A 26,225-nucleotide genomic window follows, 5' to 3' on the forward strand; every position below is an offset into this window, starting at 1 on the left:
GCGCCGTGGGCTTTCGGCTCTCACAGCGGGGTGATCCGTCGGCTCGTCGCGTTCGCGTCTACGTTGCCTGACCTCTTCGTCGCGTGGGCCGCCTCGGGCGAGGGGTGCTCATGCGCTGGTTTGAGGGCGCTGCCCTCGCCGCGGGGCCTTGGTCCGCGGCGACGCGGACGCACGGGGGCGGGCGGGGCCTGGGGTGCCGACACGGGCCTGTCTGGCCAGCAGGTCCGTGTCGGCTGGTCGTCTGCGGTCAGACGGTGTCTGTTCGGCTGGGGGCCTGTTCCTTTGCGGCGATGAGTGCTTCCGTTTCGGCCGCGTCGGTTCCAGCCGCGCGGAAGCCGTAGCCGCGGTGGACGACCAGGAGCTGATTTTCGGCGCCGTTGGTGTCGCGGTAGTTGATCACGGCAGGTCCAGCACCGCTGGTGTGGCCGGGGAACTTCTGGTCGGTGCTCCAGGTGCTGCCGTTGTAGGCGGACCACCACAGGTGCTGGTCACCGCTGCCGTAGCCGCGGTGGATGCAGTACAGCTTGTTGTCCATGACTGTGAGCCCGGGGCCTTCCAGGCTGTGGTGTGCGGGGAGCGCGGTGTCCGCGCTCCAGGTGCTGCCGTTGAAGGTGGTGTGCCACAGCCGGGTGTCGGTGCCGCTGCCGCGGTGCACGCAGTGCAGCTTCCCTCCGAAGACCGTGAGTGCGGGGTTGGAGGAGGTGGAATGTGCGGGCATGCGGGTGTCGGCGCTCCAGCCGCCGGCAGTGGTGTACGACGCGAACCACATTTGGTTGTCCCCGGCCGCCTCATGGACCAGGTACAGCTTGCCGTTAAAGACGGCGAGCGCCGGGCCGGTAGAGGTGCGGTGTGTGGGCAGCGGGGTGTCCGTGCTCCAGCTGGTGCCGTTGAAGGTGGTGTGCCACAGCCGGGTGTCGTTGCCGGTGCCCAGGTGCACGCAGTGCAGTTTTCCGTCGAACACCGCCAGCGCGGGGCCGGCGCCGCTGGCATGGGCGGGGAAGCGGACATCTTCGCTCCAGCCCTTGTCCGGCTCGTAGACCGTCCACCACAACTGCTGGTCCGCACTGCCCGCGCCGCGGTGCACGCAGTAGAGCTTGCCGTTGAACTCGGCCAGCGCCGGGTTCGAGCCGCTCTGGTGTGCGGTGAACTTCTGGTCCTCGTTCCAGCCCTGCCCGGGCGTGAAGACCGTCCACCACAGATTGGTGTCCTCCGTCGGCTTCTTACCGATCGGGATCAGCATCCCGGGCGCGATCCACGGAGAGACGAGCTTGCAGCCGTAGTTCTGGCCGACTTCCTTGATCCACAGCGCCTTTAACCTGCAGTACGCCTCGATGATCTTGCCGTACGGGGACGGGAGGGCATCCGCCGCGATGTCACCGATCCACTCGGCAATCTGCGAGGCCGTCGACGATGCCTGCGCATCGAGATGGACCTCGAAGCCCCACCATTTCTTCGCGACCCACACCTCCCCGATCCCCTGCGCGGCAAGCTCCTTACGGGCCTGCGCCGCGCGCGCCGTCACCTCCGCCGACGGGCTGAACCGGACGCTCTCCGGGAGATCAGCGCTCTCCACTGCCTTCGCTGCAGACTCTTCACTCGCCACTGTGTGGCCCCCTGCATCCTCAGGCGGGAGCAGCCCTTCACGGTCCTACGCCCGCGCGACGCTCCCGCTCCCCATCGAGTCCTGACGCACCCTCCGGAGCCCCAGGAACCCTCTAATATGGGCAACCTAATCCCAGCTATGCCGCGAAAAGCCGATTGTGGCGACCTTGTCCGAATCCCACTTATTCGACGGGAAGGAACGATCGGGAGCGCCCGATGATCGGCGGATCCGATGATCAAGGAGCCCGGACCTTGGCAGGCCCGGGGTCCGGTCGGCAGCGGGGAACGGTCAGTAGTCGTCGCGTTCGGAGGGCGGCCCGTACTGCTCGATGAGGTCGCGGGTGCAGTTGCCGCCCTCGTACAGCGCCTTGTCGCACTCATCGTGGTGCTCCCGCTGCGCCGGGGCGGCGGGCACGGCGGCGGGCTGCGCTGGAGCGGGCTGGACGACCGGCGCCGGTCCCGCCCAGTCGACGCCCAGCGCGGCGAGCTGGTCGGTGGTGAGCTTGTCCCGTCTCGGTCAGGCATTCGCCAATGACCTCACCCGTCCGCAGCTTGTCGCGGTGACCGGCAACGTCCACCGAGCCGAGGGCGACCAGGACCCCGCCACCTGGCAACCCTCCCTTGCCCGCTGGCCGGTGCACCCACGCCCGCGCCCCGGTGCAGGTCGAGCACCGCTACGACCTCGGCATCGACATGGCGAAGATCGAAGGGACGCAGCCGAGGGAGGTCGCCGACTGCACGAAGGCGTTCGCCAGCCTCGCGGAGACGGCCGTGTGGCTCACGTCCTCGTCCGATCCACGATCGACGCTTGCCGTCCTGACCTGCACGGGTGCGAGCGTGCAACCACAGGTTCAGGAACAGCGCCGCAGGGCCGGCCGGGTCGGTGGCCGCCGGGCACCCGCGAATCGGCCAGGTACGCCACCCGTAGGGGTCAACATCCTCGTCGGCAGGGCGATGGCAGGGCTGGCGGCTGACAGATTGATGTGGGCGCCGATCCGCCTTCTCCCACGCGAGGCAGCGGCGTTCCCTCAGGCCGGACGAACAAGGAGAACACCACGATGACCACCGTTTCCGAGCTTCAGCCCGACCCCGACAATTCCGTCAGGATCACCAGCTACCACCAGAGCAGCAATGGCGTGTACCACGACGGGATCGTCCGTAAGGTCTCACTGGTCAACCCTGAGGAGAACCTCTACGAGGTGGTGCTGTACGTCGCCGTCTACGGCAAGGAGAAGACGGTTTACGTGAAGGGCACCGACCGGGTCGGGGTACCGAACCGGAATGTGGGCGCCTCCATGGTCGAGAGGACCGCGGCGCAGATCCGGGACGAGCGGGAGCGCGATGCGAGGTCCAGGCAGGGATGACCACCGCCCTCCCCCGAGCCCGGTGCCAGGAAACGCACCGGACCTGAGGACCGCTCCTTGATGCTGGGAACGCAGCACGGGCCGTGGGCAGGACCCAAGCCGATCCGACGGCTTGCCCGCCGCCCCGGGCGAACTTGCCCGTGCCTACCTACCGGTCACCAGCGCCGGCATCCCGGCCCGAACCACCCTCGCCATCCCCCCGGCCGGGGGGATGGCGCTGCTCACCGGGAACGGCCGCCGCCCGCCGTCCGTCGGAATCAGTGCTCTGTGCCGGCAGCCTTCGAGGCATGTGCCGTCGAAGGCTGAACGGCTGACCCGCATGTGTGTACGGCGTTGTCACACCCGTGCTGGGGTGGGCGGTCCGCTCCGGCCCGCCCTGGAGACACCGCTCACGGGAAGCTGCGGATCACTCGGCACGGACTTGCGCCGCCTGCATGTTATTTTTCGGGCCGGGTTCGGCGACGAAACTCACGGCCTGACCTTCCTTCAGAGACTTGAATCCATCCGACTCGATGGACTTGAAATGCACGAAGAGGTCATCGCCTCCGGCCTGCGGAGTGATGAATCCGAACCCCTTCTCATCGTTGAACCACTTCACCGTGCCGGTCTGTCGATTGCTCACGTCGCCACCCATCTCGTTGCGAGGGCCGGTAGACCCACCGCGGCGCTCACTTCCCGATTCGGCCGTCGCTCAATCTTCGACGGCAGATGCTCGAAGTCCGCCGGCACGGGACGACCGGTGTTCTGCCGCACGGAAGAGACCCGGGCCTTGGCAGGATGCTGTTGGCGCATCAGCCCGGAACGGGGGTGATGCGCGCGCGGGGACGAGGTGCCCTCCGACGTATCCCGAGTGCGGCCGACTCGTTGGGCGTGGCATGAAACGACTTGCTCTCGCTGCAACCGCTCTGGCCGCTCTCGGCGGCTTCGTCTTCTCCGCCCCTGCGCAAGCGGACGGAAGGGACAACGTCCCAGGATGCGACGGCCACACCCATGGCACTCTCTACGCCGATCCCCTCGACCCGGAGTACTTCTACCACTGCGAGCACGATCCCAGCGGCGGTGTCACGGCTCGGCACAAGGCGTGCCCGTTGGCCTTTGGCGGTGGCCGCCTCTGGTTCAACGATGACCTCAAGGTGTGTGACTGGCCCGAGGATGGCCGGTAGTACGGCAGGCCCAACTTAGCCACACCTGACAGCGGCGATGGGGCAGTGACGGCCGTTCCCCGGCAGTGACCCGGTTCTCCCCTTGCAGCAACGTCGGTCTCCAAGACAACAACTGGGTCTTGGAGACCGACGTCACGCGGACCCTCAATTAGCCAACAGCATCCATGGCGGGCCCGGGGGTCCGGTCGGAAGCGGAGAGCGGTCAGTAGTCGTCGCGTTCGGAGGGCAGCCCGTACTGGGCGATGAGGTCGCAGGTACACGTACCGCCCTCGTACAGCGACCGGTCGCACTCATCGTGGTGGTCCCGCCGCGCCGGTGCGGCCTGCACGGCGGCGGGGGCCGTGCCGGAGCGGCCTAGACGACCGGCACCGGCCCCGCCCAGTCGACGCCCATCGCGGCGAGGGCGGAGAGCTGATCGGCGGTGAGCTTGTCGCGCCTCGATTTGGTGTTCGAGACCCATACTCCGAGTTTCACGGTCACCGGCTCCGTTTCGCCGTCGACGGTGATCTCCTCGGTGTGGCCGCGGGGTACGGGTCGGCCCGAGCCTTCTCGCTCGACCCATTGGGCAACGGCCGGCAGGCCGCGCTGGAACGCTTGCTGCGCCTTGCCGGCCCCCTTCGCCTCGTCTGCGCTTGCCGGGGCCGCCGCGGGCCGCTGGGCGGGTGTGATGCCCAGTGCGGTAAGCCGTTCCTGCTGTTCAACGGACAGCTGCGCCCAGTCGCGCTGCTGTCGCTGGACCCAGCCGCAGTCCATCCCCCGCCACCCCCGCGCTGGCTGTCTTCCAGGGCAAGCTGTTCTGCGTCTCCCGCGGCGTGCGCGATGCCGACCTGTGGTGGACCACCACCACCAACGGCACCTCCTGGACCACCCCGCAGAAGTTTCCCGCCCACGGCAGCCTCGAAGGACCGAGCCTGGCGGTCTTCCAGAACAAGCTGTACTGCGTTCACCGCGGCGCTCACGACCAGGACGTGTGGTGGACCGCCTTCGACGGCACTCGCTGGAGCACCGACACCCGCCTGGGCGACGGCCGCCCCAGCGCCGGCGGCCCCGCCATCGCCGTCTACCGCGACAAACGCGGCACCAACGGCCATGACCAGCTCATCTGCACCCACCGAGGCCGCGGCAAGAGGAACGCCGCCTTCAACACCGACGACACCGAACTGCTCCGCGAAGACACAGCCGCAGCAGCGGAGGAAGCAGACACCGCCTTACGCCCAGTAACCCGGTGCTCTCACCACCGCTTCCGCCAGCGGCTGGCCGCTTCCGATCATGCGGCGAACTGAGCCCCGTGCGCGGCCATGCAGGCCGCGTACGGGGCAACTCAGCGGACCAGAAGGGGGCTGGACGAACTCCCCCGATGCCTGACCCCAGACGTCCTCGTCGCCGACCCCGCCCTGCCCGACGGTTACGCCGCGCTCTACGGTTATCGGGGGCGCCCAGGAGATATAAGCCACATAAGGCAACGGGCCCAATTCGGTACGTGCCTCACAGATATCTGGGGGTTCGTCTGGCACGTTCGGCACGTGGGTCTCAGGCGTCGCTGCGCGCCTCTTCGATCCAGGACGCCTGGATCGCTTCGAGGACCTTCTCACCGCCCCTCTTGGGATCGTCATCGAAACCGTCGAGCTGAAGGACCCGGTTGGTGAGGTCCGTGAACTGGATCGTTGTGGGGTCCGTTTCCGGGAACTTGTCGTAGAGCGCTTCAGCGATCTGCAGGGTGTTGATCCATTTCATGGCCGGGAGTCTGCCGTAAGCAGGCCGTCACCCGCAGGAATTGGCGGATGTCCGTTTCGAGCTGTGCGGGGGGTCGGGATGGCTGACACCACCCCAAGGCAGCCGTCGGGCTCACTCACCGGCGTCCCGTCCGGGATCACCCGCCGGTCCCAGGCCGCCCGGGTGACGTCCCTTACGTGGCTTACTACTCTCCGAGGCCCTGACCAGCGAGAACGGGCCGCACCACTAGCCCGCGCCGCCGTACTGTCGCATCAGTGGTCGCGGAAGGTGACCAGGTTGGCGATGGCGGTGAGCTCCTTCATCGACGCGGGTGGCGATATCGCCGCGGCGAGGTGTTCCAGGGCTATGGCGCGGCGGCGCTCGGCTTCAGCCGTTGCCCAGGTTCGGCCCCCGGCGGCTTCGACGAGCTTGGCCGCCTGGTGGAGGTCCGCATCGTCGAGCGGGCCTTCACGCAGGTAGAGGTCGGCCAGCCTGCGAGAGGCGGTTCCGCCATTGGTCAGGGCTGCCGTGACGGGCAGGGTTTTCTTGCGGGCGCGAAGGTCCGACAGGTGCGGTTTGCCGGTCTTCAGCTCGGTGCCCCAGATGCCTAGCAGGTCGTCGACGAGTTGCAGTGCCCGGCCGAGGTTCTCACCGAACCGGTGGAGGTGTTCCACAAGGGTGGAGTTCGCGCCGCCGGCTATCGCGCCGAGCGCGCAGGACGCCGCCAGCAGCGCGCCGGTCTTCGCGGTGGCCATCGCAACGCAGTCGTCCAAGGCGACGTCATACCGCTTCTCGAACAGAGTGTCGGTGTATTCGCCGTCGATCAATTGCTGGACGGCGGCGCTGAGATGGACCATGCCGCGGTCGGCGAGCGGGCTGGGCGCCTGGGCGAGGACCTGGGTGGCGAGGAAGAACAACGCGTCGCCGGCGAGGATCGCGGCAGGTATCCCGAACGCGGACCAGGTGGCGGGCCGGTGGCGTCGCATGGTGTCGTGGTCTATGACGTCGTCGTGCAGCAGTGAGGCGTTGTGCACCAGGTCGACTGCCACCGCCGCCGGGAGTGCCGACGAGCGGTGGCCACCGACCGCCTCGCTCGCCAAGAGCACCAGGGCGGGGCGAAGTCCCTTGCCCGCCGTGCCGGTGGCAAGCGGTGTGCCGTGGACATCCCACCATCCGTAGTGGTGGCCGACCAGGTGGCGGATTGACGTCGGCAGCCCGTCCACCGCCTTCCGCAGGGCGGGAAGCACCAGCTCGCGGGCCTCGGCGAGAAGTCGGTATGCCGTATCCGTGTCAGCACCGCCCGACTGCGTACCCATGCATCCCCCCAGGTGATAGGTGGTCTGTTATGCGGCAGACGCGACCCCGTGCCCGACGCTCCTGCGCATCGTGATGATCGGGCCACCGGGTCCGTGAAGCGCGACGGCCAACCGGCCGCATCAAGCTCTGTGAGACAGATTGGCTCGTCCACCGCGATAGGTGAGCTGTGCGGCCTCGTCCGGGGCCGGGGCTTGGGCGTCGTCACCCGGCAGGGTTCACCAGGTTCTCCACCGGGACGCGGGGACCGGTGGACGCGCGGGTCGCGACGTATCGGGGAGTCGTCTGTTCCCATTCGTGATAGCCGCGAAGCCACGTCCCCAATGCCTGGACATAGAGTTCCACGGCAGCAGCTTCCCGGGCGTCCAGGCCGAGGTAGGTGGTCATCGACGGCAGATCCTGGCTGAGGCGCTCGAAGAGCAGCACTTCCTCCTTGACCATGCTCACCACCTCGTCCACGGCTTCCTTCCGGGAGCAACCACGGGCGTTCTCGAGCACGAGGACGATGTTCTCGACGTCGCCGTCGGCCTCCTCCTTCTCCACGGAGTAGACGTCGTTGCACCAGAGCGTCGCCAGGGCCATCGCGTCACGCATCAACCGCACCTGCGGGGAATGGAACGCCATCGGAGGGACCTCAAAGCCCCCGATCGCCTCCAGCGTGGCGAAGGTGGCATCGACTCCCCCGATGCCCCTGCGCACGTGGGTGTAGTGGCGCAGGTCGGGCACTGGGCGGGTGCGGTCGCGCGCCTGCTGGGGGAAGCTGGCGGCCATCCACTCCCAGTCCTGAGCGACGCGAGCCCGCCAGCTGGGGGACATCCCCGCGGACACCTCCTGCCACAGTTCGGCCCACAGCCGCACGCCCGTGGAGACCTCCGGACCGGTGAACCGCTCAGGCGGCAGGTAGAAAATCGACATGACCTCTTTGCTGTGCGCCACGGCCCGGGCCGGATCCCGCCGACACAGGCTCTCGTGCTGGTCATCCCAGACGAACGACAGCCCGAAGATGTTCATCGCCAGATCGAGCCGGTCGCCCGTGGCCGTCGGCAACGTGTATCCGATCAGCTGGGGGAAGTCCCACGCGTCGTACAGGGCGTAGAACTCCGGGCCGGGCAGCAGCCCGCTCGACCTCACCCACGTCTCGTGCCGCTTACGCGCCTGCGCCGTCTCCGGGTTCACCCGAAGCTCGAAAGGGATGTAGAAGTCAACGTGCCTGGGCACCGTCGGCAACTCCTTCTGCTGCAGAACCTCGCGGCGCGCCCCTCACACGAGGGGCACCTTCGAACAAGCGAGCCCCAATGTGACCACGTGCTCGGAGCCCTCGGTCAGGGCGCACACCCGCGCACGGGATCGGAACCCAGCGCACGCCGATAAACACCAACGCCCCATCAACTGCTAGCCTCGATCTTTCGTGACGGTCCGTCGGTTTCTTCGGCGGGCCGTTTCGGTTGTTCGGGCTGGTGGTGGTCAGGCTGATGGCCCGGCTGTCGCGTCGGGTGGGCGCCGGGTTCCACGGCTCCGGCGGGAGGATGCTGCTCGCAGGGACGGGAACGCGCTGGTCAGCCGGGGTTCGGGAGAGCTTCGAGTCGTGCCAGGGCGTCGGTGATCACGTCGGTCCAGGGCCAGTGGCGTGCGAATCTCAGGTGTCGGCGGCGGGCGGTCGTGACGATCTGGGCGGCGGCGGAGAACAGGCGGAGTCGCAGACGGCGGGGCTCCCACCTGCGAGTTTTGCCGTTCAGGGCGAGCATGGGCATCCAGGCCAGCAGGTCGAGGGCGAGCTGGACGATCTCCAGCCAGATCCGGTTCTGGGCGGTGTCGTGCAGGGGAAGGTTGCGCAGGCCGGTGGCGCGGGCGGCCCGGATGCGGTCCTCGGCCCTCGCGCGCTGGCGGTGCCGCAGTTCGAGTGCGGCGATGGGGGCGCCGGTGGTGTTGGTGGCGAACGCGGTCAGCCGCAGGCCGTCAGCGTCGGTGATCCGCAACTGGGCGCCGGGGTGCGGGCGTTCCTTGCGGACGATCAGCCGCGTTCCCTTTGGCCAGCCCTTGAGGCAGTCGCCGTCGAGTTCGGCGACCCAGGCTCCGTCGCGGATCTCGCCGCCCGGCTCGATCGCTGCCGTCCACGCGGCCGGCGGGACTTTGAGGGCGGCCTGGTGGATGGCGTCGGTGATGGTCATGCCGACCGAGTACGACAGCCACCGGCCGCGCTGGGCGAGCCAGGCGACGAACTCGTGGGTGCCGCCTGCGGAGTCGGTACGGATCAGCGTCCGGCGTCCGCGCCGGTAGGTCTTCGGCAGCTGGGCCAGAGCGAGCCCAGTCGTGGTGATGTGGTCGGCGGCGGTGTTGCTGCCTGCGTTGCCCGGCCTGAGCAGGCCGGCCACCGGCTCTCCACTCCCGCCGCTTCCGTGGTCGACGAAGGCCATCAGGGGATGGTGTCCGAAGGTCTTCTTCCAGGTCGCGGTGGCGTCCTGTTTCTCGGAGTGGGCCAGCACGAGCACCCCGTCCAGGTCCACGATCACGTGTCCTGCGGCGTCCGGGGCCGCGTTCTTGGCCACGTTCCAGACGTGCTCGCGGGCTTCGGCCCGCGCGGCCCCTATCGCGGAGAGGGCCTTCGGCCCGGCCGCGGCGAGGGTGTCGATGAGTCGGGAGACGGTCGGGTCGGAGGCCACCGGGCCGAACACGGCCGGCTCGGCCCGCAGCATCCCGACATCCGCGAGGCAGTCGCCGCCCAGAGCGACCGCCAGGGCGACGTCCAGCAGGATCTTGCCCGGATCGTGCACCGCCCGCGGACGTCGCCACGGCGTCAGCGCCGTCGATATCGCCTGGTCCAGCCCGGCCTTGCGGACCGTCTCGACCAGCAGTACAGCCCCGGCCTGGGACACCACCGCATGACCGCCGCCCTCAATGCGGACGCGGGGATAGGACCCGATACGCTTCTTCACCTGGGAAGTGCCTCCGACGGTGGCAGGAACAAGGACCTCGACAATCCTCATTCTTGCTGGTCAGAGGCACTTTTCGCTTATCTGACCACCCGTCGGACAGCCCGCTTCATGAAAGCGCGAGGCTAGGAGCAGCGCTGCCGCCTGCCGCAGGAGAACACCGGAACCTTCCAATGCAGCAAGTGCACGCCCGATCTCATGCCAACCCACGCCGGCCTTCAGAGCCGCGTCGATTGCCGACGACGACACGGAGTGGTGCATCCCCAGCACGAGTCGCTCCACAGTCTCCAGAGCCTGCTGGGGATCTGCCATCACCTGCCGTTGGAACTGTGCTTGCAATAGGCCCTCAGCCAGCGCGAGTGCTGATGGCCCTGTGTTCTCCTCGTTCATGCGTAGGCAACGAGCTGAGCTGCCCCAAGGCCACGTGTTGTCGGCGTACTCCTCTGAGTGCTCCACCAAGTACAGAGGTATGTGCACCAGTCTCAGGCCGCGTTGTCCCGGTCCCGCTCGATGGCAGCGAGCCGGTTCTTGAGCCGGTAGCTGGGGCCGTTGCGCACGCGTCTCCGCGATCGAGCATCAGCCCGGATGCGGTTCCTGTGCGGACTTGAGGGGAGGGGACGGTCAGTGTCCGACGCCGACCGGGCCCGGCGCCAGCATGCTTACCTGGGTCGTGCCCCCAGGTCCTCCGTCACGGGCAGGCACTCGGCGAGCAGGTTGATGACGTCGTGCCAGGCTCGCTGCGCGTGCTGTGGGTGGTAGCCGACGCCGGGGACTGTGGGGTGGTCGACCGGCGGGTGGTGGAAGGCGTGCAAGGCGCCGCCGTAGACCGTGAGGCGCCAGTCGACGCCCGCGGCCTGCATCTCAGTGGTGAACGCGTTCCGTTGCACGGGCGGCATGATCGGGTCTTCCCACCCGACCCCGGCCCACACCGGGCAGCGGATGCGCGCCGCCTCGCCCGGCCGGCCCGTGGTCAGTGCGTTGACGGTCCCGATCGCGCGCAGATTGACGCCGCCGCGCCCGAGTTCCAGCGCGACGGGGCACCCGGACCGGGACGCCCAGTTCCGCTACCTCAACGAGCAGGCCCGCGAGCACCGGGACTTGATCTCGCCGACGAGTTCCTTCTTCTTGGTGTCCACGCTGATCACCGGCTGCCCGGTGCGTCTGCGGGGTCCTGGTGGCCGGGATTACGGGGATGGCTGGGGATGCAGGGCATAGTTCCAGTCGCCGTGGAAGGCGTGCCGGGTCAGCGGCAGGGCGGCCATCGCAGCAGGCCGACGCTAACGTCGCCGACGCGGCGTGACGGGAGGGCGCAAGTTTGAGCGGCTCGGTGCCGGCCCCGGGCACCGTGGGAGGTGTCAGGTTCGCCGCGATGTGGGGGTCCCTGAGGCCGGGCACCCAGACCTCGTCGATCGCGCTCAGCTGGGCTGCGCGCTCCGCAGCCCGGTCCGGGTCCTTGCCCAGGCCGTTCTTTGCGCCCTTGCGGCGCAGGTTGGCAGGCCGCGATACCTTGAGGTGCCCTCACGGCATGTCCGACGCCATGAGAGCCTCTTGATACGGCCTGTGCGCCATGGTTCCGATGATCTCCTGCACCATCTCCAGAGTGGTGTGCGGGTGCAGGAAGGCGAATCGGGCGACGGTCTCGCCCTCCCAGCCGGTCGGGGCGACGAAAGCGGTCTGGCCGGCGAGAAGGCGGGCGGACCAGTCCGCGTAGTCGGCGTCGGTCCAGCCGGTGCGGCGGAACAGGACGGCGGAGAGCTCTGGTTCGCGGACGAGTTCGAGGTGCGGGGTGTTCCGGATGAGTGCGGCGGTTTCGCGGGCCAGCGTGAGGGCCTTCTCGATGGCCTCGCCGTAGGCGCGGGTCCCGTGGACGGCGAGGGAGAACCACAGAGGGAGCCCGCGCGCTCGGCGGCTGAGGTGGTGGGCGTAGTCGCTGGGGTTCCACTGGGCGGCATCGTCGGTGTGCAGGGCGTCGAGGTAGGAGGCGTCCTGGGTGTGGGCCGCTCGGGCCGGACGGGGGTCGCGGTAGAGGAGGGTGGCGCAGTCGAAGGGGGCGAACAGCCACTTGTGCGGGTCGATGACGAGGGAGTCGGCGTGTTCTATGCCCCGGTAGCGGTTCCGGACGCTCGGGGCGAGGAGCCCGGCGCCGCCGTACGCGCCGTCGACGTGGAACCAGAGGTCGAAGTCCCTGGCCACGCCGGCCGTGCCGGCCAGGTCGTCGATGATGCCGGCGTTGGTCGTGCCGGCGGTGGCCGCCACGCCGATGACGTCGGAGGGGTCCGGGTCGGCGAGAAGGGCGGCGCGTAGGGCGGGGGCGGTCAGGCGGTGGTCCGCTGTCGGTACGACGAGGGGCTCGGCGCCGATGATGCGCAGGGTGTTGCCGATGGAGGAGTGGGCCTGGTCGGATACGGCGAACCGGACGCGGTCGTACGGGCCGATGCCTCGGCGGTGCCGGACCGTGTCGCGCGCGGTGACCAGTGCGGAGAGGTTCGCGGCGGAGCCGCCCGAGACGAAGCACCCGCCGGCTTCGGCCGGCAGTCCGGCGAGGTCCGCGAGCAGGCGCAGGACCTGGTTTTCGGCGGTGATGGGGCCGGAGGCGAGGAGCCATGAGACTCCCTGGATCGACGAGCACGAGACGAGCATGTCGAAGAGAGCGGCGGCCTGCGTGGGAGCGGCGGGCACGAAGGACAGGAAGCGGGGGCTGTCCACAGCGATCACGGTGGGTGCCAGTTGCTCGGTCCACAGCCGCAGGACCTCCGCCGGATCATTGCCTTCCGGTCCGATCAGTCCCGCCAGGGCCTTGTCGAGCTTGTCAGGGACACCGGGGTGGTTGAGCGGGGGCGTGTTCAGAAGGCGGTCGCGCAGGGCGGCGACGACAAGGTCGGTGAGGGCGGGGTCGTACGTGTGCATGGTGGACCTTCGCGTTGACGATCATCAGGCCCGACAGGGCCGGTGGCCAGTGAAACCGGCGCCTGACTCGCGGAGTTCGGTCCCCTTCACAGCTCCAGGGCCTCCGATTCGTCCGCCTGACCGAACCCGTCCACCCGCGCAGCGCCACGGTGTCGCTGCACCAATCTCCGCAAAGGTTTTTGGAGCGGGCGACCAACATCGCGTGCTCCGTGCGGGACCACGATCACGGGAGGCCCCGCGGACGACGGCGGGAAGAATCGGAAGGCTGCCCCCTATGCGTCACGTCACCCGTCCAGTCCTGGGCATCCTCGGCGGAATGGGGCCCCTCGCCACGGCCGACTTCTACCGTCGGCTCGTCGAGCACACTCCGGCCGGCTCCGATCAGGCGCACCTGCCCGTCGTCATGTGGGCCGATCCCGCTGTTCCGGACCGGACCGCGGCGCTGCTCGAAGAGGGGCCGTCTCCTGTCCCCGCCCTGGTGGAGGGTGCCCGTTGGCTGCAGCGCGCGGGAGCGAGCTGTATCGCCGTACCGTGCAACACCGCGCACGCCTATGCCGAGCAGCTGTCCAGGGCCACGGGTGTCGAGGTCCTCGACATGATCAGGGCCGCGCTCGAGGCGGCGGCGCGCCGGACGCCAGGGCTTGAACGGGTGGGCCTCCTCGCGACCCGGGGAACGCGGCTGACCGGGCTGTACGAGAGGGCCGGTGCCCGGCTCGGACTCGACGTGGTCCAGGTGCCCGACCCCGTCCAGAAGGAGTACGTGGACGCCGCGATCCGGGCGGTGAAGGGCGGCGCCGACCCCACCGGGCCCGAACGCTGGATCGCCATGGCGACCGAGAGGCTCAGGGAACAAGGCGCGCAGGCGGTCGTCGCCGCCTGCACCGAGCTACCGCTGATCAGCTCGTCCGCCTCCCGCGTCCTGCCGTTGGTCGACTCGACCGACGCCCTCGCCGAAGCTGCCGTTTCCCGCCTGTGGCGCCTGGTGTCCGGCCCCACCGCGGTTCGTACCGGCGAACGAACCGGCTGACTTATCCTCGTCCGCGGACACCATCGCGCAGGCCCCCGCGCGTCCTACCCTGCGGAGATGATCAGGCACATGTCGACGCACCCCGCCCGGAGCCTCAGCCGGGTGCTCGAGGACTTCGGCCACACCCTCCTGGACCTGCTGTACGGCGACCCCGAGGCGGCCGGCGAGATCGGCGGCGTCGGCATCCACGATCCGTACGACGAACAGCACTATCCGGAGCACGCCATTGTGCTCGGAGTCGGCGTGCACGGGTCGGAGGAGACAGGCCGGCTGCTGCGGCAGCTCGCCGCGCTCGGTGCTACCGCCCTAGTCGTCCGCGGTCCCGTCGACGACGCCGACGAACTGGAGCCGATCGTCGAGGGGACGGGCGTCGCACTGCTCGCCCTGACACCCGGTGCTTCGTGGGCCCAGCTGGCGGCGATGCTCCGCACCCAGCTTGCCGAGGGCGACGTGGGGGAGGGGGAGGAACAGACCCTGGGAGGGGTGCCCTCCGGGGACCTGTTCGCCCTGGCCAACGCCATCGCCACCCTGCTCGACGCGCCCGTGACCATCGAGGACCGCCGCTCCCGCATCCTCGCCTTCTCGGGCCGGCAGGACGAGGCGGACGCTCCCCGGGTGGAGAGCATCCTGGCCCGTCAGGTCCCCGAGCGGTATCTGCGCCACCACGAGGAACACGGCGTCTTCAAGGAGCTGTACCGCAGCCAGGGCCTGGTCCACGTACCTGCGCCGACCCTCGGGGACGAGGTGGCGCTGCCGCGGGTGGCGGTGGCGGTCCGGGCCGGCGACGAGTTCCTCGGATCCGTGTGGGCGGCGCTGCGCAAACCCCTCACCCGGGAGCGGGAGCAGGCATTCCTGGAGGCGGCCAAACTCGTGGCCCTGCACATGCTCCGCTTCCGGGCGGGTGCCGACGCCGAGAACCGGCTGCGCGCCGACCTCGTCACGACGGCGCTGGACGGCGGTGCCGGGGCGGTGGAGGCGCTCGGCCGGCTCGGGCTCGTCGACGAACCCACGCTCGTGATGGCCATGGGTCTGGCACCCGAGCGGGACGAGGACCACGCCCACGTGACGGCCGAGCGCCAGCGTCTGGCCTCCGCCCTGGCCGTCCACCTCACCGCCGTACAGCCGCGCTCCGCCGTGGCCCTGCTCGGCGATGTGGCGTACGCGCTCTTCCCCGTGCCGGGCGACACCTCCCACGCCCGCGAGCGGGCTCTGCAGGTGGCCTCGAACTTCCTGGCCCGCACGGGCGAACGGGCCGGCGCCGTCATCGGGATCGGCTCGGTCGCCGAGGAGCCCGCCGCGCTGCCGCGCTCACGGGCCAATGCCGACCGGGCGCTGCGGGTGCTCTTCACCGGCCGGACCGGCAAGCGCGCCGCCTCGATCGCGGACGTGTACGTCGACGCCCTGCTGATCGAGATGCGGGACCTGGCCGTCGCCAACCGGGACGAGCTGTCGGGACCGCTCGCCCGCCTCGTGGCGTACGACGCCAAGCACAACGCCCACCTGGTCGAGACCCTGCGGGCGTGGCTGGACGCCTTCGGCGACGTGATCGCCGCCTCCGCGAGCGTGTTCGTCCACCCCAACACCTTCCGCTACCGCATCCGACGGGTGTCCGAGGTGGGGGAGATCGACCTCCAGGACCCGGCCGCCAGGTTCGCCGCGATGCTGCAGCTGCGCCTGCTGGGCACGGGACAGACGCAGACCGGCGGTGGGGCCCAGGCACAGAGCCCCGGTCCCACCGCCGGTCTCGACTGACGTGCGCCTTGCTCAGAGGCGGACGCCGGGCGGGACCGTCAGGTCCGCGTGGGTGTCGTGGAAGGCGTCCGCGGCCTGGATGGTGCGCAGCCAGTCGTAGAACAGCTCCTTGGTGGAGAGCGTTTCGATGCCCCGGTCGGCCAGGCGGCGCAGGCCCCGGTCGTGGGCCGGGCCGGGGGAGTAGGCGGCGTCGTCCACGACCACCACGCGCTTGCCGGCGTGGTGCAGCTGGATCGCCGAGTGGGCCACGCAGATGTCGGTCTCGATGCCGACCAGGACCATGGTCGTACGGCCGGTGGCCTCGATCGCCGCGGCGATGCCGGGGTTGTCCCACACGGCGAAGGCGTTCTTCGGCAGGGTGACCGCCTTAGCCGGCAGCGCCTCGCGGATCTCCGGCACGGTGCGGCCGCTGACGTCGGGGTCCTCCTCGGTCACCACGACAGGTATGCCGAGGCGGTCGGCCACCGACGTGATCCAGGCGATGCGCCGCACCATGTCGTGGAACCGCTGCCGGTCCACGTCCAGCCGCTTGGGCGGGTAGAAATCGGTCTGCACATCGATGATCACCAGGGCGCAGTCGTCGCGGTCGATCAGCGGCATCGTCGTCTCGTCTCCTCGTACGTTCGGTGCACGTCACCCTAGGGCCTGTGTGATGTCGTGATCAGTTTCTGGGTTCTGTCCTCGTCGCGAGGTGGAATCCGGTACGACTGTGGTTGTGACACGCAGGCAACTCACCAATGCCCAGTGGAAGTTCATCGAGCCGTATCTGCCGATCGGTAGGTACGGCCCGTATCCGGAGCGGTTGCGGGAGCAGTTCGAGGGTGTGATCTGGCGGTTCCGCTCCAGTGCTCAGTGGCGGGAGATGCCTGCCGAGTTCGGCCCGTGGGCCACGGTCTACGGACGCTTCCGCGTCTGGCGGGACGCCGGTGTCTTCACCGCCCTCTTGGAAGGCCTGATCGCCGAGGCAGCCCGCGTGGGAAGAACGGACTTGTCGCTGGTCAGCGTGGATTCCACAACGGTCCGTGCCCACCACGACGCCGCGGGGATGCGTGTCAGCAAGCACCTCATGGAGGCCCTGGAAGAAGCCGCACAGGAACAGGAAGCGGCCCGGCAAAAGGGGGCGGACCGGAGGAACAGAACGGACAGGCCGAGCGTCGCCGCATCCGCCGCAGACGCAAGCTCCGCCTGAAGGAAGCCCTCCTCGGCAGGTCCCGGGGCGGCCTGACCAGCAAGATTCACCTCGCTGCGGACCGCAGGTGCCGTCCGCTTTCAATGGTGCTGACCGCCGGGCAGGCCGGGGACAGCCCGCAGTTCATCCCCGTGCTCGCGAGGGTGAGAGTCCGCCTGCCCGTCGGCCGTCCCCGCACCAAGCCCGGCGCGGTCGCCGCAGACAAGGCCTACTCATCCCGCGGCAACCGCGCCTACCTGCGCAAACGCGGAATCAAGGCCGTCATCCCGGAGAAGAAGGACCAGGCCGCCAACCGGAAGAAGAAGGGCGCACGAGGCGGCAGACCCGTCAGCCACGACACCGACCTCTACAAGGAACGCAACACCGTCGAGCGCCTGATCAACAAGCTGAAGGCCTGGCGAGGGATCGCCACCCGCTACGACAAGTCACCCGAAAGCTACCTCGCCGGCCTCCACCTCCGCGCCGCAATGATCTGGATCGACGACCTGGTGAAGACCACCGAATGATCGCGACATCACACAGGCCCTAGGAAGGCCGACCGCCCCCGGAGTCGTCCGCCGGGCCAAGCCGGGACCTGCATCTTCGTGCCCGGGTACGAACCGCCGGGATGCCTCCGTGCGTACGCTTCCGGCCAAGTTCAAGGAGCCGCATCGAGCCACCCGGAGGACGCGAGTGAAGGCCGACATCGAGTACTGGGCCGGCCGCCTGGCGGCCCTGGCCGCCGACTCCGAGGTGCCGGGGGCGAGCCTGGCGTTCTGGTACGACGGCGAGCTGCACGAGTGCGCCACCGGGGTCCTCAACACCGACACGGGGGCGCCCGTGCTCACCGACTCGCTGTTCCAGATAGGTTCGGTCACCAAGGTGTGGACCGCAACGCAGCTGATGCTCCTGGCAGAGCAGGGCCGCGTCACGCTGGACACCCCCGTCGCGGAGATCCTGCCGGAGTTCCGGGTGAGCGACCCCCACGCCACAGAGGCGATCACCCTGCGCCACCTGCTCACCCACACCTCGGGCATCGACGGCGACCTGTTCCTGGACACCGGCCGCGGTGACGACTGTCTGCGGCGCTACGTCGAGGCGTGCGCCAGCCTGGAGCAGACCTTCCGCGTCGGGGACTCCCACTCGTACTGCAATTCCGGATTCGTCATCGCCGGCCGGGTGATCGAAGAGGTCACCGGCAAGATCTGGGACCAGGCGCTGCACGAGCAGATCTGCGACCCGCTGGGGCTGACCCACACCTGGACGCTGCCGGAGGACGTCCTGCGCTTCGGCGCGGCCGTCGGCCACGACGAGGACGGCGCCGTGGCGGCGACGTGGGGCCTGCCACGGTCAGTCGGTCCGGCCGGGCTGATCTGCGCCCGCGCCGCCGACGTGGTCACCTTTGGCCGTGCCCACCTCACTCCGGGCGCGCTCCTCGCCGACCCTGCCGCCCTGCGCGGGGCGCAGGTCGACCTGCCCAATCCGCACACCGGCGGCCAGCAGTGGGGCATCGGCTGGAGCCTGGACGAGTGGGACGGCCATCAGGTCCTCTCGCACACCGGCGACACCATCGGCCAGCACGCCGTGCTGTGGGTCCTGCCCGGACTCGGGACGGTCATCGCCGCGCTGATCAACGGGGGCCGGAGCGTCGAATTCCAGCACCGTCTCGCCACCGAGCTGCTGCGCGAGCTGCACGCGGTCGACGTACCCGCCCCCCTCACCCCGCCCGGGCAACCCGTCGACGTCGACGTCGAACCCTTCACCGGCGTCTACGAGCGCGCCGGCAGCAGGATTCACGTGACGGCGCACAGCGGCGGGCTGCGCCTGCGCACCGAACCCACGGGCATCCTCGTGGGCCTCGCCCGCTCCCGCACCCTCGACCTCGTCGCCGTCGACGCCACGACTTTCGTAGGCCGCGATGAGGGCGATTCCGTCTGGGACGCAGTGGTGTTCGAGCAGCGACCCGAAGGCCCCTCGTACCTCCACTACAGCGGCCGCGCCACCCCGAAGACCAGCTGACCCTGCACGATTGGAAACCCCCATGCCACCACCCTCCGCGGCCGGTGCACCCGTCGACGAGGTGACCACCGCCCTTCAGGCGATCTTCGACGAGGCCGGAGTCGAAGGCTTCGTCCACGCATGCGACATCGACGCCGACGGCGAGGCAGCCGCCCGCGAGGTCGCCTTCCGCGCCGACGCCCACGTCATCGTCGCCTCCCTTCGCAAGATCGCCGTCGCGGTCGCCTACGCCCGCCAGGCGGCTGCCGGAGCCCTCGACCGGGCCGCACGGCACACCATCACCGCCGTCAACCGCGAGGGCGGGGGCATCGGCACCGACAGCTGTCGGCACGACGTCACCCTGAGCACCCGCGACCTCGCCTTCTTCATGCTCTCCATGAGCGACAACGCGGCCACCGACAAGCTCATGGAGATCCTCGGAACGGACCAGGTCCGCACTGTCGCCACCGAACTGGGCTGCCCCCGCCTGCCGGTCGGCCGCTACCGCGAGCTGTGGGACCCGGTTTGGGCGGAACTCGCGCTGGACCCGGACGGCGACATCGACGCCCAGCTGGACCAGGTGAGCGAGGAGCGGATCAGGGGCCTGGCCATGCTCGACCCCACCCGTTCCGCCTCCAGCAAGCCCCGGGAGATCACCTCCCTGCTCACGGCGATCTGGCGCGACCAGGCGGGCCCTCCTGAAGCCTGCGCGGAAGTGCGTCAACTCATGAGCCACCAGTTGTCCGCGCACCGCCTCATCGCCGGGTTCGACAACGAGGTCAAGGTCGCGGCCAAGAACGGCTCCCTGTGGGGCGTCCTCAACGAAGCCGCCGTCGTCGAGTACCCCGACGGGAGCCGTTACGCCGTCGCGGTCTTCCTGCGCACCCCCGCTCTCGGCGGACGCAATCCGGCTGCCGACGCCGCGATCGGCCGTGCCGCACGGACCGCCGTCGACCACCTGCGCCGCCCACCGGCCGCCACCGCACCTCAGGAGACGCCATGACCACCGCCGCGCGGACCGGTACCGCCGAACAGGCCCACACCGTGCTCACCTATACCTTCGCCCAGGTCGGTGTCGATGGTTTCGTCCACGCCAGGGACCTTGAGACGGGAGCGGAGTTCGGCTATGGCGCTGACACCCAGGTGGTGCTCGCCTCCGTCTTCAAGATCCCCATCGCCCTGGAGTACGCCCGCCAGGCGGCGGCCGGGGAGCTCGACCCGGCCGGACGGCACACCGTCACCGCCGCCTATCGGGCAGGCGGCAGCGGTACGGACGGCTGCGCGTACGACGTGGAGATGAGTGCTCGGGACCTCGCCTTCATGATGATGACGATCAGTGACAACGCGGCCACCGACCTGCTCCTGGACGTAGTCGGCCCCGACCGGGTCCGCTCCACGCTCGACGCCCTGGGCTTCCCCGGCTTCGGCTTCTCCTCCAGCGCCGCCCTGGACGAAGACATCCGCCGGGAACTCGGACTCGCACCGGACCGCTCCCTCGACGACCAGCTGGCCGGCATCCCAGACGAAAGGCTCCTCGCCCTGCGAGCCACCGCTCCCGGCACCAGCCCGTCGAGCACGCCCCGCGAGGTGACCGGGCTCCTGGCTGCGATCTGGCGGGATGAAGCGGGCCCGGCATCCGCCTGCGCCGAGGTCCGGGACATCATGGGCCAGCAGGTGTGGCAGCACCGCCTGGTCTCCGGCTTCCCGGAAGCGGGTGTCCGGATCGCCGGAAAGACCGGCACCGATTTCGCCGTGCGCAACGAGGCCGGCGTGGTCCAGTTCCCTGACGGCAGGCGGTACGCCGTGGGCGTCTTCCTGCGTACCTCGACCGCAGCCGCACGTCAGCCCCTCGCGGACCGTGCGATCGGCCGCGCCGCCCGGGTGGCCACCGACCACCTGCGCGCCGCATCGTAGGCCGAGCCCCCTGTTCCCCTCTGACCACGCCACCCCGAGCCCCGGGCCGCATGCCAGCGGTCCGGGGCTCACGTGTCTTCCCCAGCCCCGCGCAGATTGGGTTCCCGCACCCAATCGGCCCGACCACTTTCGTCGGCCCGGCTGAATCATTTCCGGCCACGAGCCGCGACTGTGGGGCAACTCTCCCGCCCCAAGGAGCCCCTATGAAGCCCCCGATGAACAGAGCCAAGGCGATGGCCGCCTGTCTCGCGGCGTCACTGCTGGCGGCCGGCTGCGGCAGCGGCCAGGCCGGGTCGGCCGGTGGTGACGCCTTCAGCTTCGCGATCAAGAGCGATCCGGGCCTGCTCGATCCCGCCCAGTTCCACAACAGCGCCACGTACACCGCGCTCTCGCTCGCCTACGACACGCTGGTGAACATCGACGCCGACGGCCGTGTCGTGTCGGGCCTGGCCCAGAAGTGGGACGTCAAGCCGTCGTCGGTCACCTTCACCCTGCGCCGCGGCGTCACCTGCGCGGACGGCAGCCCGGTGACACCGAGCACGATCGCCGCGAACGTCGACCACATCACCGATCCGGCCACCAAGTCGCCCGCCATCGGCGTCGTGGTTCCCGAGGGCCTGACCGCGAAGGCCGATGACACGGCCGGCACCGTGACGCTTGCCACGCCCGAGCCGTTCGCGCTCATCCTGCAGAGCACCCGATACCTGTTCATGGTCTGTGGGCAGGGACTGAAGGACCGGTCGCTGCTCAAGAGCGGCACCTCCGGATCGGGCCCCTTCCAGCTCGCACGCGCCCTGCCGAACCGGAGTTACACCTTCATCCGGCGCACGGACTACGCCTGGGGACCCGGTGGAGCCACGGCATCCGACCCCGCCATGCCCGATTCGGTCGTCCTCAAGGTCGTCGGCAGCGAGTCGACCGCGGCGAACCTGCTGCTCTCCCACCAGCTGAACGGCGCACAATTCGCCGGCCCCGACCGTGCCCGGGTGACCAACGTTCCCGGGGTGAGCACCACCGTTCAGGCCAACGGCACGCAGGAGTTCTTCTTCCACCAGGGCAACGGGCACCCCGGCCACGACCCGGCGGTCCGCAAGGCCCTCCTCCAAGCCGTCGACCTGCGCGCTCTCGGCGCGATCTCCACGGGTGGCACCGGCCAACGGCCCACCGGCCTGGTGCTGCAACCGAACCCCTGCCCGGGTGACACGGTCACCGGCCACCTGCCCGACTTCGACCCCCTTGCGGCCGGCTCGGCACTCTATGCGGCCGGCTGGCGCCAAGGACCCGACGGCATCCGGGTCAAGGAAGGAAAGAGGCTCACGATCCGCATGATCTACGGGACCTCCGGCGGTGAGGGCATGGCCGCCGCGGCCGAGTACCTGGCCGACGCGTGGAAGAAGATCGGCGTCGATGTGCGTCTGCGGGCCCTGTCGGACGTCGCCTACGACGAGGTGGAAGCGGTCACCCAGGACTGGGACGTGGACTGGGTGTCGCTCGGGGTCACCCTGCCCACGCAGTTGATCGGTTCGCTGTCCGGCCCCTTCACCCCCGACGGCGGCAACTTCGCCCACCTCGCCAATGCCACGTACGAGGAACTCACCGCCGCTGCGAGCAAGCTCCCGGGTGCGTCGGGCTGCGCGCTGTGGGCGCGGTCGGAGGGTGCGCTGTTCGACAGTGCCGATCTCGTCCCCGTCGTCGACAAGACCCTGACCACTGCCGCCCACGACGCCACCTTCCGCATCACGGCGGGGCTCTTCGACCCCACGTCGATCCGTATGACGGGAGGACGGAAGTGACCACCTCATCCGATGTGCTCGTCCCGCACGAAGCGCCTGCCGCCGCCCAGCCACGCCGTCCCCGCCGGCTCACGCCGGGCTTCTTCGCCCGTCACCTGCTGCGCCTGGCCGGCTCCCTCGCCGTGCTTGTCGTCGCCTCGTTCGCGATGATCCACCTGATTCCGGGCGACCCACTGCGCCGGATGCTCGGCCCCACCGCCCCGAAGGAACTCGTAGCGCAGCGCCGGGGCGAACTCGGTCTCGACGATCCGCTGTTCACCCAGTTCACGCACTACGTCCGCGACCTCGTCTCGGGCGACCTGGGAACTTCGTTCTTCTCCTCCCAGCCGGTGACCGACATCATCGGCCAGGGTCTGCCCAGCACCCTGGCCCTGGCGGTCCTGGCCACCCTCGTCGCGCTCGCCGTGGCCGTACCGCTGGGCCTGTGGGCCGCCGTCCGCACCCACAACGGACGGCGGCCGGGTACGGAGACCGCGTTCACCACGCTCACCGGTGCCGCCGTCGCCATCCCCGAGTACCTCTACGGGCTCGCGCTGCTGCTCGTCCTCTCCCTGGGCCTCGGCCTGTTTCCGCCGGCCGGGCTGACCGGCCCCGCCTCCTTCGTGCTGCCCGTCACGGCGCTGGCCATCGCCCCGGCGGCGATGATTGCCCGCCTGGCGCGCGTGGAGACCCTGCGCGAACTCGACACCGACTACATGCGCCTGGGCCACGCCAAGCGCCTGCCCGCCTGGCGGCTGTACGCCGTGCACCTGCTGCCCAACACCCTGACCGCGACCCTGACCATGGGCGGCCTGCTGCTCAGCGGGCTGATCACCGGCAGCGTCCTGGTCGAGAACGTCTTCGCCTGGCCGGGTCTCGGCCTGCGCACCGTCGAGGCCATCACCCAGAAGGACTACCCCGTGGCGCAGGGCATGATCCTCGTCTACGGCGCCCTCGTGCTGGTCGTCAACTTCCTCGTCGACGTCCTGCTGGGGATCCTCGACCCCAAGTCCGCCCTGTCCGCCTCCACCTCCAGGGAGGGCTGATGCGCAGCCGTCTGCTGAGAAACCCCGTCGGCCTGCTGGGCGCCGTGCTCGTCGCCCTCATGGTCCTCCTCGCGATCGTCGCCCCGCCGGTCTGGGAGGACGCCGCGACCCGGATGAACCCGAAGGCGATCAGCCAGGGGGCTTCCGCAGCGCACCTGCTCGGCACCGACGCCGTGGGCCGCGACCTGCTCGCCCGCACCCTCGTGGCCACGCGGCTGACCCTGGGCCTCGCCTTCCTGGCCACCCTGATCGGCACTGCTGCCGGCGTCCTGCTCGGCGCCCTGCCCCAGGTCCTGCCCCGGCGCGCGGGCCGCGTGGTGATCGGCGTCGTCGATCTGCTGGTGGCCTTCCCGGCCCTGCTGCTCGCTATGTTCACCGCCGTCGTCGCCGGCCTCGGTGCACAGGGCGCCGTCCTGGGCATCGGTGTCGCCCTCGCCCCGACGTTCGCCCGGCTCACCCACACCATGACGGCGTCCGTCGCCGGCTCCGATTACATCGCGGCGGCGCGCATGCTGCGCGTGCCGCGCCATCGCATCCTCGTCCGGCACGTCCTGCCCAACATCGCCGAGCCGCTCATCCTCAACACGGCCCAGGCGATGGGCGGCGCCCTGCTCGGCCTGTCCGCGATGTCCTTCCTCGGCATGGGTGTCCAAGCGCCCTCCTACGACTGGGGACGCCTCCTCAACGAAGCGTTCGGCCACGTCTACGTCACCCCGTCCGTGGTCGTCGCCCCCGCCCTCGCGGTCAGCCTTTCCGGCCTGGGCTTCATGCTGCTCGGCGACACCTTCGCCAAGGCCGCCTCCCACACCCGCGAGCCGGCCGGCAAGCCCGCCGCCCCCCAGGTGCCACCCGCCCGGGACGAGCCCGTACCGGATGCCGTTCTGGAGGTGCGGGATCTCACCGTGGCCTTCCCGGGTGGCATCACCCCCGTACGGCAGATGTCGCTGACGGTGCGCGCGGGAGAGATCGTCGGTCTGGTCGGCGAGTCGGGCAGCGGCAAGAGCATGACGGCCGCCGCCATCGGACGGATCGTGCCCTACCCCGGCCTCGCCGGCAGTGCGCGCATGCGGCTGGGCGGGGTGGACCTCGACGGCCTCACCGACTCGGAGCGCCGCAAGCTGCTCGGCTCCTCGCTGGCGATGGTCTTCCAGGACCCCACCAGCTCCCTCAACCCCGCGCTGCGCATCGGCGGCCAACTCGCCGAAGTGGCCACCCTGCACGACGGCGCCACCCGCACCGAGGCACGGGCCCGCGCCGTCGAGCGCCTCGGCCGGGTCCGGATCAAGAACCCCGCCGACGTCGTCAGGCGCTACCCGCACGAGCTGTCCGGGGGCATGCGCCAGCGCGCCGTCATCGCCATGGGCCTGATGAACACGCCCCGTCTGATCATCGCGGACGAACCCACCACTGCCCTCGACGTCACCGTCCAGCGCGAGGTCCTCCGCGTCCTGCGCGAAGCCGTCGACGATACGCAGGCCGGCGCCCTGTTCATCTCTCACGACATCGCCGTCGTCAGCGAACTGTGCGACCGGATCGCCGTCATGTACGCGGGCCGCATCGTCGAGGAGCTCCCCGCCGACGCCCTCCACTACGCCCGCCACCCCTACACCCGCGCCCTCGTCGGCTCGCTGCCCGACATGGACACCGACCGGTCGGGCCCCCTCACCACCATCCCCGGCCGCCAGCCGGCGCCCGCCGACGTCGGCGACGGCTGCGCCTTCGCCGACCGCTGCGCCTTCACCACGGCTCGTTGCGCCATCCGCCCCAAGCTCCTCGCCCGTACGGAGGACCACTCCGTGGCCTGCTGGGAGGTCCAGTGAACATCGACAACCTGAGCGTCCGCTTCGGCTCCTTCACCGCCGTCGACGGCGTCAGCTTGAACGTCCCCGCCGGCTCCGTCACCGGGCTCGTGGGTGAATCCGGCTCCGGCAAGTCCACCCTCGCCCGCGCAGTGGCCGGCCTGACCCCCTACAGGGGCACCGTCACCGGAGTTGCGCCCGGCCGCGTGCAGATGGTCTTCCAGGACCCGTACTCCTCTCTCAACCCACGGATGAGCATCGGCGACGCCATCGCCGAGGGCACCCGGGTCCCGCGCGCCCGGCGGACGGCAGAAGTCGAGCGGCTCCTCGAACTCGTCTCCCTGCCGCCCACCTACGCGCCCAGGTACCCGCGCGAACTCTCCGGCGGGCAACGCCAGCGCGTCGCCATCGCCCGCGCCCTCGCGGCCGGACCGGAGCTGCTCATCGCCGACGAGATCACCTCCGCCCTCGACGTCTCCGTCCAGGGCGCCGTCCTCAACCTCCTGCGCGAACTGCGCGGCGAACTCGGCCTGACGATGCTGTTCATCTCGCACAACCTCGCCGTCGTGCGGTACGTCTGCGACGACGTCGCCGTCATGCACCACGGCCGCCTCGTGGAGTGCGGCCCCGTCGAGGACGTGATCGGCTCCCCGCAGCACGCCTACACCCGCACCCTCCTCGACGCGGTGCCACGCCTTGCCCGCGCCTGAGCCACCCGGCTGTGCCGTCCGGCAGACCTCCCCGTCCTCCGAAAGG

Annotated in this window: 23 protein-coding genes and 2 pseudogenes; 12 read left to right on the forward strand and 13 right to left on the reverse strand. The window is 69.9% G+C overall.

Annotation, left to right across the window (positions count from 1 at the left end):
- Positions 1-247: 247 nt before the first annotated feature.
- On the reverse strand, positions 248-1,573 hold the full coding sequence (locus ACV7NM_RS32355) for a PLL family lectin (protein WP_463413634.1): 1,326 nt from the start codon (positions 1,571-1,573) through the stop codon (positions 248-250).
- Positions 1,574-1,891: 318 nt separating this feature from the next.
- Complete coding sequence (locus tag ACV7NM_RS32360; RefSeq protein WP_463413635.1) at positions 1,892-2,017, reverse strand: hypothetical protein; 126 nt, start codon at positions 2,015-2,017, stop codon at positions 1,892-1,894.
- Between the two features lie 643 nt (positions 2,018-2,660).
- Between ACV7NM_RS32360 and ACV7NM_RS32365 the strand changes: the two genes are divergently transcribed.
- Positions 2,661-2,966 (forward strand): hypothetical protein, encoded by a 306-nt coding sequence (locus tag ACV7NM_RS32365; RefSeq protein ID WP_463413636.1) that lies wholly within the window; start codon positions 2,661-2,663, stop codon positions 2,964-2,966.
- A 406-nt stretch (positions 2,967-3,372) separates the two neighbouring features.
- On the opposite strand, the gene ACV7NM_RS32370 is transcribed toward ACV7NM_RS32365, so the two are convergent.
- The 3 genes from ACV7NM_RS32370 to ACV7NM_RS32380 all read right to left on the reverse strand — a co-directional run bounded on the left by ACV7NM_RS32370 (position 3,373) and on the right by ACV7NM_RS32380 (position 4,882).
- The gene (locus ACV7NM_RS32370; protein ID WP_463413637.1) at positions 3,373-3,588 is read right to left on the reverse strand and encodes a cold-shock protein; all 216 of its coding nucleotides are present in this window, start codon (positions 3,586-3,588) and stop codon (positions 3,373-3,375) included.
- Between the two features lie 743 nt (positions 3,589-4,331).
- Positions 4,332-4,457 (reverse strand): hypothetical protein, encoded by a 126-nt coding sequence (locus ACV7NM_RS32375; RefSeq protein WP_463413638.1) that lies wholly within the window; start codon positions 4,455-4,457, stop codon positions 4,332-4,334.
- A 26-nt stretch (positions 4,458-4,483) separates the two neighbouring features.
- On the reverse strand, positions 4,484-4,882 hold the full coding sequence (locus ACV7NM_RS32380; RefSeq protein ID WP_463413639.1) for a helicase associated domain-containing protein: 399 nt from the start codon (positions 4,880-4,882) through the stop codon (positions 4,484-4,486).
- A gap of 59 nt (positions 4,883-4,941) precedes the next feature.
- Here ACV7NM_RS32380 and ACV7NM_RS32385 point away from each other — a divergent pair, with 59 nt between their 5' ends.
- Positions 4,942-5,412 carry a hypothetical protein gene (locus tag ACV7NM_RS32385; RefSeq protein WP_463413640.1) on the forward strand — a complete coding sequence of 157 codons (471 nt, stop codon included), beginning with the start codon at positions 4,942-4,944 and terminating at the stop codon, positions 5,410-5,412.
- A gap of 247 nt (positions 5,413-5,659) precedes the next feature.
- Here ACV7NM_RS32385 and iscX read toward each other — a convergent pair whose 3' ends face one another.
- The 7 genes and pseudogenes from iscX to ACV7NM_RS32420 all read right to left on the reverse strand — a co-directional run bounded on the left by iscX (position 5,660) and on the right by ACV7NM_RS32420 (position 12,993).
- Positions 5,660-5,863, reverse strand: a complete 204-nt coding sequence (gene iscX / locus ACV7NM_RS32390; protein WP_463413641.1) for a Fe-S cluster assembly protein IscX — start codon at positions 5,861-5,863, stop codon at positions 5,660-5,662.
- A gap of 251 nt (positions 5,864-6,114) precedes the next feature.
- Complete coding sequence (locus tag ACV7NM_RS32395; protein ID WP_463413642.1) at positions 6,115-7,158, reverse strand: polyprenyl synthetase family protein; 1,044 nt, start codon at positions 7,156-7,158, stop codon at positions 6,115-6,117.
- A 202-nt stretch (positions 7,159-7,360) separates the two neighbouring features.
- Complete coding sequence (locus ACV7NM_RS32400; protein WP_463413643.1) at positions 7,361-8,374, reverse strand: terpene synthase family protein; 1,014 nt, start codon at positions 8,372-8,374, stop codon at positions 7,361-7,363.
- Between the two features lie 338 nt (positions 8,375-8,712).
- A complete protein-coding gene (locus ACV7NM_RS32405) occupies positions 8,713-10,089 on the reverse strand; it encodes an IS1380 family transposase (RefSeq protein ID WP_463409728.1) in 1,377 nt (458 codons plus the stop codon).
- Positions 10,090-10,149: 60 nt separating this feature from the next.
- On the reverse strand, positions 10,150-10,476 hold the full coding sequence (locus tag ACV7NM_RS32410) for a hypothetical protein (RefSeq protein ID WP_463413644.1): 327 nt from the start codon (positions 10,474-10,476) through the stop codon (positions 10,150-10,152).
- 269 nt (positions 10,477-10,745) lie between these two features.
- A pseudogene (locus tag ACV7NM_RS32415) lies at positions 10,746-11,132 on the reverse strand (dienelactone hydrolase family protein); the annotation flags it as partial.
- Between the two features lie 472 nt (positions 11,133-11,604).
- Complete coding sequence (locus ACV7NM_RS32420; protein WP_463413645.1) at positions 11,605-12,993, reverse strand: pyridoxal phosphate-dependent decarboxylase family protein; 1,389 nt, start codon at positions 12,991-12,993, stop codon at positions 11,605-11,607.
- Positions 12,994-13,267: 274 nt separating this feature from the next.
- Between ACV7NM_RS32420 and cuyB the strand changes: the two genes are divergently transcribed.
- Entirely contained in the window at positions 13,268-14,020 is a 753-nt protein-coding gene (gene cuyB, locus ACV7NM_RS32425) for a cysteate racemase (RefSeq protein ID WP_463413646.1), read from the forward strand.
- Positions 14,021-14,089: 69 nt separating this feature from the next.
- Positions 14,090-15,772, forward strand: a complete 1,683-nt coding sequence (locus tag ACV7NM_RS32430; protein WP_463413647.1) for a PucR family transcriptional regulator — start codon at positions 14,090-14,092, stop codon at positions 15,770-15,772.
- Positions 15,773-15,784: 12 nt separating this feature from the next.
- On the opposite strand, the gene ACV7NM_RS32435 is transcribed toward ACV7NM_RS32430, so the two are convergent.
- The gene (locus tag ACV7NM_RS32435) at positions 15,785-16,372 is read right to left on the reverse strand and encodes an isochorismatase family protein (protein ID WP_463413648.1); all 588 of its coding nucleotides are present in this window, start codon (positions 16,370-16,372) and stop codon (positions 15,785-15,787) included.
- A gap of 115 nt (positions 16,373-16,487) precedes the next feature.
- Here ACV7NM_RS32435 and ACV7NM_RS32440 point away from each other — a divergent pair.
- From ACV7NM_RS32440 to ACV7NM_RS32475, 8 genes and pseudogenes are all read left to right on the forward strand, one after another.
- A pseudogene (locus ACV7NM_RS32440) lies at positions 16,488-17,467 on the forward strand (IS5 family transposase).
- Between the two features lie 166 nt (positions 17,468-17,633).
- Positions 17,634-18,959 (forward strand): serine hydrolase domain-containing protein, encoded by a 1,326-nt coding sequence (locus ACV7NM_RS32445; protein ID WP_463413649.1) that lies wholly within the window; start codon positions 17,634-17,636, stop codon positions 18,957-18,959.
- Positions 18,960-18,981: 22 nt separating this feature from the next.
- Complete coding sequence (locus tag ACV7NM_RS32450; protein ID WP_463413650.1) at positions 18,982-19,941, forward strand: serine hydrolase; 960 nt, start codon at positions 18,982-18,984, stop codon at positions 19,939-19,941.
- Complete coding sequence (locus ACV7NM_RS32455; RefSeq protein WP_463413651.1) at positions 19,938-20,852, forward strand: serine hydrolase; 915 nt, start codon at positions 19,938-19,940, stop codon at positions 20,850-20,852. Before ACV7NM_RS32450 ends, ACV7NM_RS32455 begins: the two co-directional genes overlap by 4 nt.
- A 215-nt stretch (positions 20,853-21,067) precedes the next feature.
- A complete protein-coding gene (locus ACV7NM_RS32460; protein WP_463413652.1) occupies positions 21,068-22,645 on the forward strand; it encodes an ABC transporter substrate-binding protein in 1,578 nt (525 codons plus the stop codon).
- Positions 22,642-23,670 carry an ABC transporter permease gene (locus ACV7NM_RS32465; RefSeq protein ID WP_463413653.1) on the forward strand — a complete coding sequence of 343 codons (1,029 nt, stop codon included), beginning with the start codon at positions 22,642-22,644 and terminating at the stop codon, positions 23,668-23,670. The genes ACV7NM_RS32460 and ACV7NM_RS32465 overlap by 4 nt, the downstream gene beginning before the upstream one ends.
- Positions 23,670-25,490: a dipeptide/oligopeptide/nickel ABC transporter permease/ATP-binding protein gene (locus ACV7NM_RS32470; RefSeq protein WP_463413654.1), complete on the forward strand. Its 1,821-nt coding sequence runs from the start codon at positions 23,670-23,672 to the stop codon at positions 25,488-25,490. The genes ACV7NM_RS32465 and ACV7NM_RS32470 overlap by 1 nt, the downstream gene beginning before the upstream one ends.
- A complete protein-coding gene (locus ACV7NM_RS32475; RefSeq protein ID WP_463413655.1) occupies positions 25,487-26,179 on the forward strand; it encodes an ABC transporter ATP-binding protein in 693 nt (230 codons plus the stop codon). Before ACV7NM_RS32470 ends, ACV7NM_RS32475 begins: the two co-directional genes overlap by 4 nt.
- Positions 26,180-26,225: the final 46 nt, after the last annotated feature.

The sequence above is a fragment of the Streptomyces sp. Tek67B01 genome, assembly GCF_055231995.1.

Bases quoted from the DNA above. Each gene is read 5' to 3' on its own strand.
- ACV7NM_RS32420 (WP_463413645.1), bottom strand. From the start codon at position 12,993: ATGCACACGTACGACCCCGCCCTCACCGACCTTGTCGTCGCCGCCCTG.
- ACV7NM_RS32435 (WP_463413648.1), bottom strand. From the start codon at position 16,372: ATGCCGCTGATCGACCGCGACGACTGCGCCCTGGTGATCATCGATGTG.
- ACV7NM_RS32430 (WP_463413647.1), top strand. From the start codon at position 14,090: ATGTCGACGCACCCCGCCCGGAGCCTCAGCCGGGTGCTCGAGGACTTC.
- cuyB (WP_463413646.1), top strand. From the start codon at position 13,268: ATGCGTCACGTCACCCGTCCAGTCCTGGGCATCCTCGGCGGAATGGGG.
- ACV7NM_RS32365 (WP_463413636.1), top strand. From the start codon at position 2,661: ATGACCACCGTTTCCGAGCTTCAGCCCGACCCCGACAATTCCGTCAGG.
- ACV7NM_RS32470 (WP_463413654.1), top strand. From the start codon at position 23,670: ATGCGCAGCCGTCTGCTGAGAAACCCCGTCGGCCTGCTGGGCGCCGTG.
- ACV7NM_RS32410 (WP_463413644.1), bottom strand. From the start codon at position 10,476: ATGAACGAGGAGAACACAGGGCCATCAGCACTCGCGCTGGCTGAGGGC.
- ACV7NM_RS32460 (WP_463413652.1), top strand. From the start codon at position 21,068: ATGAACAGAGCCAAGGCGATGGCCGCCTGTCTCGCGGCGTCACTGCTG.
- iscX (WP_463413641.1), bottom strand. From the start codon at position 5,863: ATGAAATGGATCAACACCCTGCAGATCGCTGAAGCGCTCTACGACAAG.
- ACV7NM_RS32380 (WP_463413639.1), bottom strand. From the start codon at position 4,882: ATGGACTGCGGCTGGGTCCAGCGACAGCAGCGCGACTGGGCGCAGCTG.
- ACV7NM_RS32395 (WP_463413642.1), bottom strand. From the start codon at position 7,158: ATGGGTACGCAGTCGGGCGGTGCTGACACGGATACGGCATACCGACTT.
- ACV7NM_RS32450 (WP_463413650.1), top strand. From the start codon at position 18,982: ATGCCACCACCCTCCGCGGCCGGTGCACCCGTCGACGAGGTGACCACC.
- ACV7NM_RS32455 (WP_463413651.1), top strand. From the start codon at position 19,938: ATGACCACCGCCGCGCGGACCGGTACCGCCGAACAGGCCCACACCGTG.